Origin of the sequence: Gramella jeungdoensis (genome assembly GCF_023805255.1) — a bacterium.
GTDB classification, from domain to species: Bacteria; Bacteroidota; Bacteroidia; order Flavobacteriales; family Flavobacteriaceae; genus Christiangramia; species Christiangramia jeungdoensis.
This window is the reverse complement of the sequence record NZ_JAMSCK010000005.1, coordinates 112,518-123,402: the sequence shown is the minus strand read 5'-3', so window position 1 is coordinate 123,402 and position 10,885 is coordinate 112,518. Positions and strand designations below refer to the sequence as shown.

Below are 10,885 nucleotides of genomic sequence, written 5' to 3'. Positions count from 1 at the left end.
TAGGGAAGTTTTTTAAAATGGAAAATAGCATATTGTCCTTAATAGGAAGAGAAACAGCCTTATTTGAAGAAGATATTCTTTCCCATCGGGATAAATTGAAGGATCTGATATCCAGTTCTTCATTCTTGGTTTTAGGAGGAGCGGGATCCATAGGCCAGGCTGTTACCAAGGAGATCTTTAAGAGAAAGCCAAAGAAACTGCATGTGGTGGACCTTAGTGAGAACAATTTAGTAGAGCTTGTCAGAGATATCAGAAGTTCTTATGGTTACATTGAAGGGGAGTTCAGGACATTTGCGTTGGATATAGGTTCTATAGAATATGATGCCTTTATTAAAGTTGATGGTAAATATGATTATATTTTAAATCTTTCGGCGCTTAAACATGTTCGAAGTGAGAAGGATCCTTTCACTTTGATGCGGATGATAGATGTAAACATATTTAATACTGATAAAACCATAGCACAGGCGATAGATAAAGGAACTAAAAAATATTTTTGCGTTTCCACCGATAAGGCAGCGAACCCTGTTAATATGATGGGAGCATCCAAAAGAATTATGGAAATGTTTCTAATGAGAAGGAGTAAGGATATTTCGATTTCTACCGCCCGTTTTGCAAATGTTGCTTTTTCGGATGGTTCTTTGTTACACGGATTTAATCAAAGGATTCAGAAAAAACAACCAATCGTCGCACCTAATGATGTAAAGCGTTATTTTGTTACAGCTCAGGAAAGTGGAGAACTTTGCCTGATGTCCTGCATTTTTGGAGAGAACAGAGATATATTTTTCCCTAAACTTAGTGAGAAATTACATTTGATTTCTTTCGCGGATATTGCCGTTAAATTTCTAAAGCAAAGAGGCTATGATGCTTATCTGTGTAAGGATGAAAATGAAGCAAGGGAACTTGTCAATACCCTTCCACAAAAAAATAAATGGCCCTGCCTGTTTACTGGAAGTGATACTACCGGGGAAAAGGATTTTGAAGAGTTTTTTACCGACAAAGAAGTTTTAGATCTGGAACGCTTCAAGAATCTTGGTATTATTAAAAATAAGTATCAGAATCAGGAAAAATTAGATTTTTTTGAAAATGCAATCGAAAATTTAAGGAATGTACAGGTTTGGAGTAAGGATGATTTGGTCGATTTGTTTTTTGAGATGATTCCTGATTTTGGGCATAAAGAGACAGGTAAATATTTAGATTCAAAAATGTAATGAAAGAAGCTGAAGATACCGTTTCATTTATTAGGGATTATTATCAAAGAAGTAATTTTATTCCCCTTCATGAACCCAAATTTTTGGGTAATGAAAAAAAATATGTCTGCAATACAATAGACTCAACCTTTGTTTCTTCGGTTGGAGCGTATGTAGACAAATTTGAGGATATGATGGCTTCAATAACGGCTGTTAAAAAGGCGGTAGCAGTTGTAAATGGAACTGCTGGAATTCAGGTAGCTTTACGTCTTGCAGGGGTAAAAGAAGGAGATGAAGTTATTACCCAGGCGCTTACATTTGTAGCGACCGCTAATGCTATCAAATATAATGGAGCCGAGCCGGTTTTTCTGGATGTAGATTACGAAACTATGGGTTTATCTCATATTGCTCTTAAACACTTCTTGGAGGAATATGGTGAAATAAGGGATGATGGATGTTTTAATAAAATTTCGGGTAAAAAGATTTCAGCTTGTTTACCCATGCATACATTCGGATTTCCAGTGAAGATTGATAAGATTATTCCAATCTGTGAAGAATGGAATATTCCGGTAGTGGAAGATGCAGCAGAATCTTTAGGAAGTTCTTATAAAGGAAAGCATACGGGCGCATTTGGGAAATTAGGGGTGTTCTCTTTTAATGGTAATAAGATTGTAACAAGTGGTGGTGGAGGTGCAATAGTAACAAACGATGAACTGGTAGGAAAAAAAGCTAAGTATTTAACCACTACTGCAAAAATTTCACATCCTTACGAATATATACACGATGAGCTTGGATATAACTTTAGAATGCCTAACCTAAATGCAGCCTTAGTTTGTGGTCAACTTGAATCTCTTTCGGAATTTGTTGATAAAAAACGGAAACTCGCTAATAAGTATGATCAATTTTTTGATGGATTAGGAATTAAATTTAGAAAAGAACCTGAACATTCAAGATCTAATTATTGGTTGATGTGTGTTGAACTCCAGAATAAGAGGGATAGGGAAGAGTTCTTAAAATATACCAACCAGAACGGAGTGATGACTCGACCCATTTGGAAGTTAATGTATAAATTGGATATGTACAAAGACTGTTTTAGGGATAATCAGAAGAACGCGGAATTTTTGGAGGATAGGATCGTAAACATACCTAGTAGCATTCGATAAATTTTAAGGTATAGTTTTACATTTTGATTTATAGTTCAAAGTTAACTTTTAAAAAAAGCTGGATAGTCAATACAGGAATATGGAAAAAATTAAGATAGGTTATTTCGCAGATGGTCCATGGTCGCATAAGGCTTTTGAAATAATAGCTGATGATAATCGTATCGAAATTGCCTTTGTTGTACCTCGATTTGATACTCAAGATGAAACTTTACTTAGGTATACAGAGGAATTTGGAATAGATTACTTTAAATTAAATAATGTAAACTCAGTGCACTCATTAGAGAGGATTTCCTCTTATGAATGTGATATTTTGGTTTCTATGAGTTTCAATCAAATCTTTAGGGAAGATATATTAAATCTAACCCCATTAGGAATAATCAATTGTCATGCAGGTAAATTACCATTCTATAGAGGAAGAAATATCCTGAATTGGGCTTTAATAAACGATGAAAAAGAATTTGGAATTACAGTGCATTTTGTAGATGAAGGAATTGACACAGGTGATATAATTTTACAACGGACTTTTTGCATCACAGATAAGGACAACTACGGCACTCTACTTCAAATAGCTTACGGGGAATGTGCAAATATCCTGTATGATTCAATAAAGCTTTTTTTGGATGAAAAGGTAAATCGAATTCCTCAAAAATTAATAGATCCAATTGGTATGTATTGCGGGCGAAGATCGGAAGGTGATGAAAAAATTACCTGGCAAGATTCCTCAAGAAATATATTTAATTTTATCAGAGCGATTTGTGATCCTGGACCGCAGGCACGTACAATACTGAACGGTAAAGAGATTAAAATAAATAAAGCCAGGTTTATTCAGGAGGCTCCATGTTATATTGGTAAACCGGGACAGATATTATCTAAAACCAAAAATGGATATTTGGTAAAAACACAGAATTCTTTTATAGAAATTATGGAAGTGAATACAAAACTAAAGGTTGGAGAAGTATTAACTTAACGAATTTGAAAACAATATTATAACAGGGGCGGATGTCAATCACAGCTGGGAGATTGAAACTACTATGGAAATTACCTGATTCCAAAACAAATGGAGGTAGAGATTTTATAAAATTACAAACTTATTGTGCAGGTAAGCTCGTAACAAAAATTTTTATAGAGCAGCGCATCAGGATGCAAATCTAAAACAAAAGGGGTATCCATAGGGAATATTGAAAAGGTTTAATCGCTAATTAGATTAATCCGGAAATTCATCAAATAAAGAAAATTAAATTAGATTAATTCAATAAAAAGTGACCAAGGAATTTATGTCTAGAGATTGGAGAAGGTTGATGATTGAACCAAATACGAAGATTAGAAAAGCTCTTCAGATTATGGATGAAAGAGCATCAAAATTACTCTTGGTATGTAAAAACCAAAAATTTAAATCAGTATTAAGTATAGGTGATATTCAAAGAGCAATTCTTTCTAATCGTTCATTGGAGGATGAAATAAATTCCATTTTAAGGGATAGGATAATTATTGCATCAGCTCAGGATAAGGAAGAGGATGTTCGTAATCTTATGCTCCAACACCGTATTGAAACTATGCCAATAGTTGACGAAGATCAGAATGTGGTGGATGTTATTTTCTGGGATCAGATTTTTTCTGAAAAAAAAGAGAGGGTGGATACTCTTCATGATATTCCTGTAGTGATCATGGCTGGGGGAAAGGGAACCCGTTTAAAACCTATTACAAATATTATCCCTAAACCCCTTATACCACTTGGAGAGAAACCGGTATTGGAGTGGATTATAGATTCTTTTAATGAGGTAGGAGTAAAGAATTTTCATTTGACAGTAAATTACAAACAGGATATGATTCGTAGTTATTTTGCGAATCAACCTCAAAGAGATTATAGCATCAATTATTTTGAAGAGAACAAACCTTTGGGTACTGCCGGGAGCCTTCACTTATTAAAAGGTAAATTAAAAGGAACTTTTTTTGTTACTAATTGTGATATTCTCATCAAGGATGATTATTCTGAAATGCTAAAATATCATAAGTCCAATGGAAATGAACTCACTGCTGTAAGTGCAGTAAAGCACTTTAAGATCCCTTATGGTACTCTTGAGTTTGGAGAGAATGGTGTTCTGGAAAAATTAAAAGAAAAGCCTGAGTATAACTTTTTTATTAATGCCGGGATGTATATCCTTGAACCTCACCTTCTGGAAGAAATTCCTGAAGATGATTTTTTTCATATTACAACTCTTATCGAAAGGATATTGGATAGAAATGGTAAAGTGGGGATCTTTCCTGTAAGTGAGGGGAGCTGGATGGATATAGGTCAATGGGATGAGTATAATAAGACTTCTCAAAAACTCGGTTACCCTGGAATTAATCTATAAAGTGCATTAAACCAGATATTCATGAAAAAAAAGGTTTTAATCGCTGGCACAGGGCAAGCTAATTATATTTTACAATTATATGAGAATATTGCTCCCGAATTATCACGGTTTAGTTTTAGTTCTATTAATTTAAAGGGATTCGGAAATTTAAATGTCCACGAAAGGGCTGATAAAATTTTCAAATACAATTATCAGTTCGGCTTTCCTTCACTCAATTTAGGTTCTCTCTTAAAGGGTATAATTCATTTAAGTGCTTCGACTTATTTCTGGAAGGATCATCGCATACATTTTGCTGAGAAGGGTTTGTTAAATTATTTGGCTCATAGTTATAGGCTTACCAAACAACATCTTCATGCCTATAGTTTCGCTAGATTTATTGATGGGGAAACCAGCACTGATATTATTCATTTCCACTTTTTAAACCATAAACATGGCCTTTTTATATATTATTTACAAAAGGATTATAAAATCATATACACATACTGGGGCTCTGACATTTTCAGAATCTCTAAATGGAAAGATCATGAAATTCAAAAAACCATTCTTCCAAAAGGTAATTTAATTACAGCTGCCACACCAGAAATGCAATTTGCAATTCAAAACCGTTTCGGTTTTAATCTTTTGGATAAGTTTAGAACAGCAAGATTTATCCATGATGAAACTTTTTATAACGTAGCCGAACAATTGTTAGAAGGGGATAAAAAATGGAAAGCTGATTTTAAAGAAAAATTAAATATTGCCGAAGATAAATTAGTCATATTATATGGGCATAATGCAGTGGAAGAGAATAATCACCTAAAATTCATTGAAATTTTAAAAGAAATTCCAGAGGAAATAATTGAAAAGTTTCATGTGGTATTTCCTCTTTCCTATGGAAATCGTACTATGGACCATATAAATTATATAAAAAAACAGTGTTCTAATTTAAATACTGGTTTTACTTATATTGAAAAATTTCTTGATTGGGAAATGATGGCAAAACTTAAGATCATTTCTGATGTTTATATCCATGCACCCACAACCGATGGTCTAAGCGCTTTCCTTACGGAATTCTTCTACACCAACAATCTTGCAATAGTGGGAAGTTGGCTTCCTTATAAAACTTTTAAAAATTATGGCTTAGAGTACGTAGAGTTCAATGATTTTTCAGATTTAAAAGAAATTTTAAAAGATATTGAGCAATATCTATCGATTTATAAACTCAAAATTGCTCAAAACCGTAGTTTGATTATTCAAAATTTTTCTATTAGTGAAATACAGAAGAATTGGTTGGATATATATAGTGAATTAGATAAATAATTCTATGTCAAATCATTTAAGGAAAACCAAAACCGGAATAGTCTGGAGTTTCATAAATCAGGGAGGGAATCAAATAATTAACCTTTTGGTGACCTTTGTGCTTGCAAGATTGATTACTCCTAAGGAGTTTGGAACCATAGGGATGATCGCGGTTTTCACCAGTTTTGCAAAGATTTTTGTTGATTTTGGTTTTAGTACAGCCTTAATTCAAAAAAAGGAAATTTCGAAGAAGGATATAGATACAGTATTCTGTGTGAATATTTTCTTTGGTTTAATGTTAACTATTATTTTCTTTTTTTTAGCACCGCTAATAGCAGACTTTTATGATAAGCCTACTTTGATGATTTTAACCCGGGCCCTGTCGCCTATTTTTTTAATTTCTGCATTAAGCGGGGTTAATCGTGCCTTGACTTTTAAAAACCTTAATATAAAGCTTAACACAATAATTATTCTTGCTGCTACAGTTGTGAGTTCGGTATCAGCAATTTTAATGGCTTATCACAATTTTGGAGAGTGGAGTATTCTGGTGAAAATGTTAATTGACGGAGTAATCATTACCATACTTTTTTTAATTCATAACCCCTTGAATCAAAAATTAAGATTTAGTAGGAACTCATTTATGGGGCTTTTTAAATTTGGTTCTAACGTTGCTGGAGATGCCACTATAAATTATTGGAGTAGGAATGCAGATAATTTGTTAATAGGTAAATTTCTTGGAGAGAGTGATTTAGGGATTTATACCAAGGCTTACGCTGTTATGATGTTACCCCTTCGGAATATATCGGGCGTGATTTCTAAGGTTATGTTTCCTTCCTTCTCCATTCTTCAAGATGATATTTTGCAAATTCGGATAATATATCTTAAGGCGACCAAATTAATTGCATTTATTACTTTTCCGATGATGACGGGTCTTGCCATTTTAGCAAAACCATTTGTATTGGTTGCTTTTGGGGAAAACTGGTTAGCAATGATCCCTGTTATTTCCATATTAGCGCTTCTTGGTGCTGTTCAATCAATACTTTCTTTGAATGGTGTAATTTATAATGCTTTGGGGAAGTCATATATAGCTTTCCGAGTGACATTAGTAATGAGCGTAATTTATTTAACGAGTTTTATTATTGGAATTATGGTAGGGGAGCTTTTAGGCCTTGTAATTGCTTATGCTCTGGCCGGTTTTATTACAGCAGCTCCAAATTTCTATATTGCAGGAAAACAAATTGGAGTTTCAGTCCTCGATATGCTCAAAAATTTATCCAATTCATTTTTTTGTTCTGCAGGCATGGCATTAGGTTTATTTGTTTTAAAGATTTTTTTGGTAGGCCCAGCCCAACTAGCTCCTATATTTAATTTACTTATACTTACAATTTCAGGTTCAGTTTTTTATTTTTCAATATCTTATTTTTTTGGTTGTGAAGAAGTTGAATTAGCTAAAAAGGTATTTAAGAAGTAACGAAGATGGATTTGTTAAAAAAAGAACTACCCTCAGTAAAAAGATTTCAGGTTTCTGTAATTATTCCTGTATATAAAGCTGATAAATTTTTAAAGGAGGCTGTTATATCGGCTATTGATCTTAAGGAAGTAGGAGAGGTTATTTTAATTGAAGATGGATCACCGGATGATTCTTTTCATGTCTGTGAGGAATTATCAAAGAAATATGAAAAAGTAAAATTATTTCAGCATCCTGATGGAAAGAATAAGGGAGCAGGGGCCAGCAGGAATTTAGGGGTAAGAAAAGCCTCATGTGAATATATTGCTTTTCTTGATGCCGATGATTGGTATTTGCCAAATAGGTTTGTTAAAGATGTTGAAATTTTTATCAAATATAAAAACGTTGATGCAGCTTATTCTTCTTCAATTCTTGAAGAAGACGTGGGAAATAACGAAAAACGATATGGAGCAAAGGAGGATATTAGGCGAATCTGGAATTATGAGATAACTTCTTTCGAATTTTATAAAGAAGTCCTTGGAAGGGAATTAGTGTTGTTTAATACCAATAGTGTTACTTTTAGAAAAGAATTCTTAAGTGTACAAAAATTATTTGATAAAAGACTAAGATTACATCAAGATACCGAATTGTGGTATAGGCTTATAAGGAGAGGGAACTTTTATGCTTCCGAAGTGTTTAAGCCTGTAGCAGTGGTAAGAAGACATGACCAAAATAGAATAACTTCTCGAACAACGAAATCCACTTTAAAGATGTTTGCATATTTTATTGAGAATGTAGGAATGAAAAACCTTTATGATTTTGAACGTTCGTATTTATTAAAGAAAATTATAAGGTTAGAAAGTGAAAAATTTGATTCCAGTTTACGGCGCAGGATTTTTTACTATTTCACTTATACTATTAATAAACCATTTTCAGAGTCTTATTTAAAACAATTCATTAAAAAATTTAATGATGATTAGTTTTATAATTCCAACATATAACAGAGCTAAGACCATAAATAAGGCGATAAATAGTGTGGTTGAACAGACCAACAATGAATGGGAGTTAATTCTTGTTGATGATGGTTCCTCGGATAATACAAAAGAAATTATTAGTCCTTATTTAAGGGATCATCGTGTTAATTATTTATACCAAGCAAATCAGGGAGTTGCTGTTGCCCGTAATTATGGAGCTGGAAGGGCCAAGGGGGATTATTTAATTTTTTTAGACTCCGATGATACTATTGAGCCAAATTTAATAGAACTTCTAAAAAAAAATAACTATTCTGAGTACGATGTAATTTTCTGGAGTATTAAAAGGGAGGTAAATGGTGAGACCAAAATATCTAGTCCTAAGAATATGGGGTTTTTATACAAAAATAGGGTCATTCAGTTTTTAGCAGGAAGTGTATGTTATAAAAAAAGCCTGTTCAAGACCGTAGGGGGATATGATCCAAAAATGACTTTTGGAGAGAATTACGAACTTGGAATACGGGTTTGTCAGGTTAATAATCTCAGAACCCTAACTATTAAAAAAGTATTAGGAACCTATTATGTTGATACATTAAATAGAACGAGTAATTCCATTACCAACAAATTACCTTCTTTAATTCATCAGTATAAAAAACATAAAGTCTTATTTAATAGTAGTAAGCATGAAAAGTCAAAAATATATTACTTTTTTGGATATTTATTGGAAAAATCTCACAAAAATAAATTGGCAAAAAGATTTTATTTTGCATCCTGGAAAGTTGCGCCCTGGAAACCTAAACCATTTATAAAGTTCATTCTGCTCAGCCTCAATAAATGATTGATAAAATGAGAAAACCGATGGAGTTGAAGATAGGAATTTTATGTGATAATTTTAATTTTAAACTTTGGCAGCAGGAAATAATTGAACAAATTTTTCTTATATCTGGTTTAGAACTCTCTCTTATAATTTTAAATGATCAAAAAGCTTCCAAACCATCCATTAATAAATTAGGTTACAGAGCTTTGACTTATATTGACAGAAAGTTCTTTAAAGTACAGCACGATGCCTTCCAGATAAAAGATATGAAAAAGGCCCTTAAAGATGTTTCTGTAATTAGGGTACAACCTAAGCCTTTAAATTTTGGAGTGAAATTTTCTTCAGAAGATGTCGCTAAGGTAGAGTCATATGGTTTGGATATTTTAATAAGGTTTGGTTTCGGGATCATAAAAGGAGATATTTTAAATGCTGCCAGATTTGGTGTGTGGTCCTTACACCACGGGGATAATATGGTGAACAGGGGAGGGCCACCCGGATTTTGGGAAGTTGTCAAATCTGAGTCAATTACAGGGATAACCCTTCAAAAAATTTCAGCCGATCTGGATGGAGGAAAGGTATTAAGAAAATCTTTTGTAAAAACAGATGCTACTTCCTTCTACAGGAACCAAAATGCCGCTTTCTGGGCAGGGGTTGAATTGATGTGCTCCTCACTCAAGGACCTAAGAGATGAGCAATTATCTTTATCAAAAGATGAAAATTTTGGAGAATCCATGTTCTATTCTTATCCCTTATATAAAGATCCTGGTAATCTTAGGTCATTTGGGATATTTTGTTCTTTTTGGGTAAGAAGGTTAAAAGAAGCCTTTAATGAAAAATATGCACCCCCCCAATGGTCTTTGGCCTATAAATACTCTCTTAAAAATAGAGTTGAATCCTCCATTTTTAGATATAAAAACTTACTTCCACCTAAAGGTTATGAATGGGCTGACCCATTTGTAGTTTTTGAGGATCAGCATTATTATGTATTTATTGAGGAATTAGAGAAGAAGAGAAAAAATGCTCATTTAAGTTATCTGAAGTTTGATAATAAAGGTCAGCTGTTAACTCCAAATGCTATGAAAGTGATTGAGGAAGATTTTCATTTGTCATATCCATTTATCTTCAAGGAAGGTGGTCAATATTATATGATACCAGAAATGGCCCAATCTCATGAAGTGTGGATATATAAGGCAACTAAATTCCCCAATAAATGGGAAAAATTCCATTTACTTTTTGAGGATAAGCAGTTATTTGATCCATCCCTATACTATCACGATAATACCTGGTATTTATTTGGTACTGAAAAAACCAATATAGGCAGTTCTAGCGATCAGTTTTTATGTCTTTATTATTCAGAAGATTTATTCAGTGGTAAATGGATGCCACATCCTCTTAATCCCGTAACAAGAGATGTAAGAGGGGCTAGGCCGGCCGGTAAAATTTTTAACTGGAAAGATAAATTGATCAGGCCGGGCCAGATTGGAGCTCCTAATTATGGTTATGGAGTTCAGTTCCATGAGATCATAAGACTTTCAAAAACCGAATTTGAGGAGCGACCTGTAGATGTACTTGTGCCTGAATGGACAGATAATATTAAGGCAGTACATACCGTAAATTTTGAAAAAGGCTTTTCGGTAATCGATAAACAGGGAACTAAAATATAATTGA

Annotated in this window: 9 protein-coding genes; all 9 read left to right on the top strand. The window is 33.4% G+C overall.

The annotated features are described in order from the left end of the window. Positions 1 to 17 precede the first annotated feature (17 nt). Positions 18 to 1,208 carry a UDP-N-acetylglucosamine 4,6-dehydratase gene (locus tag NE848_RS13955; protein ID WP_252114673.1) on the top strand — a complete coding sequence of 397 codons (1,191 nt, stop codon included), beginning with the start codon at positions 18 to 20 and terminating at the stop codon, positions 1,206 to 1,208. Then, a complete protein-coding gene (locus NE848_RS13950) occupies positions 1,208 to 2,350 on the top strand; it encodes a LegC family aminotransferase (RefSeq protein ID WP_252114671.1) in 1,143 nt (380 codons plus the stop codon). The genes NE848_RS13955 and NE848_RS13950 overlap by 1 nt, the downstream gene beginning before the upstream one ends. A 79-nt stretch (positions 2,351 to 2,429) precedes the next feature. Then, positions 2,430 to 3,317, top strand: coding sequence for a methionyl-tRNA formyltransferase (locus NE848_RS13945; RefSeq protein WP_252114669.1), 888 nt, complete (start codon positions 2,430 to 2,432; stop codon positions 3,315 to 3,317). Between the two features lie 307 nt (positions 3,318 to 3,624). Further along, entirely contained in the window at positions 3,625 to 4,704 is a 1,080-nt protein-coding gene (locus NE848_RS13940) for a nucleotidyltransferase family protein (protein ID WP_252114667.1), read from the top strand. A 21-nt stretch (positions 4,705 to 4,725) separates the two neighbouring features. Further along, complete coding sequence (locus tag NE848_RS13935) at positions 4,726 to 6,003, top strand: glycosyltransferase family protein (RefSeq protein WP_252114665.1); 1,278 nt, start codon at positions 4,726 to 4,728, stop codon at positions 6,001 to 6,003. Positions 6,004 to 6,007: 4 nt separating this feature from the next. After that, the gene (locus NE848_RS13930; RefSeq protein WP_252114663.1) at positions 6,008 to 7,453 is read left to right on the top strand and encodes a lipopolysaccharide biosynthesis protein; all 1,446 of its coding nucleotides are present in this window, start codon (positions 6,008 to 6,010) and stop codon (positions 7,451 to 7,453) included. Positions 7,454 to 7,458: 5 nt separating this feature from the next. After that, positions 7,459 to 8,409 carry a glycosyltransferase family 2 protein gene (locus tag NE848_RS13925; protein WP_252114661.1) on the top strand — a complete coding sequence of 317 codons (951 nt, stop codon included), beginning with the start codon at positions 7,459 to 7,461 and terminating at the stop codon, positions 8,407 to 8,409. Continuing rightward, the gene (locus NE848_RS13920) at positions 8,399 to 9,238 is read left to right on the top strand and encodes a glycosyltransferase family 2 protein (RefSeq protein WP_252114659.1); all 840 of its coding nucleotides are present in this window, start codon (positions 8,399 to 8,401) and stop codon (positions 9,236 to 9,238) included. Before NE848_RS13925 ends, NE848_RS13920 begins: the two co-directional genes overlap by 11 nt. Positions 9,239 to 9,246: 8 nt before the next feature. Next, positions 9,247 to 10,881 carry a glucosamine inositolphosphorylceramide transferase family protein gene (locus NE848_RS13915; protein ID WP_252114657.1) on the top strand — a complete coding sequence of 545 codons (1,635 nt, stop codon included), beginning with the start codon at positions 9,247 to 9,249 and terminating at the stop codon, positions 10,879 to 10,881. Positions 10,882 to 10,885: the final 4 nt, after the last annotated feature.

Coding starts and splice junctions, on each gene's coding strand:
- NE848_RS13935 (WP_252114665.1), top strand. CDS start 4,726: ATGAAAAAAAAGGTTTTAATCGCTGGCACAGGGCAAGCTAATTATATT.
- NE848_RS13945 (WP_252114669.1), top strand. CDS start 2,430: ATGGAAAAAATTAAGATAGGTTATTTCGCAGATGGTCCATGGTCGCAT.
- NE848_RS13930 (WP_252114663.1), top strand. CDS start 6,008: ATGTCAAATCATTTAAGGAAAACCAAAACCGGAATAGTCTGGAGTTTC.
- NE848_RS13940 (WP_252114667.1), top strand. CDS start 3,625: ATGTCTAGAGATTGGAGAAGGTTGATGATTGAACCAAATACGAAGATT.
- NE848_RS13950 (WP_252114671.1), top strand. CDS start 1,208: ATGAAAGAAGCTGAAGATACCGTTTCATTTATTAGGGATTATTATCAA.
- NE848_RS13915 (WP_252114657.1), top strand. CDS start 9,247: ATGAGAAAACCGATGGAGTTGAAGATAGGAATTTTATGTGATAATTTT.
- NE848_RS13925 (WP_252114661.1), top strand. CDS start 7,459: ATGGATTTGTTAAAAAAAGAACTACCCTCAGTAAAAAGATTTCAGGTT.
- NE848_RS13920 (WP_252114659.1), top strand. CDS start 8,399: ATGATGATTAGTTTTATAATTCCAACATATAACAGAGCTAAGACCATA.
- NE848_RS13955 (WP_252114673.1), top strand. CDS start 18: ATGGAAAATAGCATATTGTCCTTAATAGGAAGAGAAACAGCCTTATTT.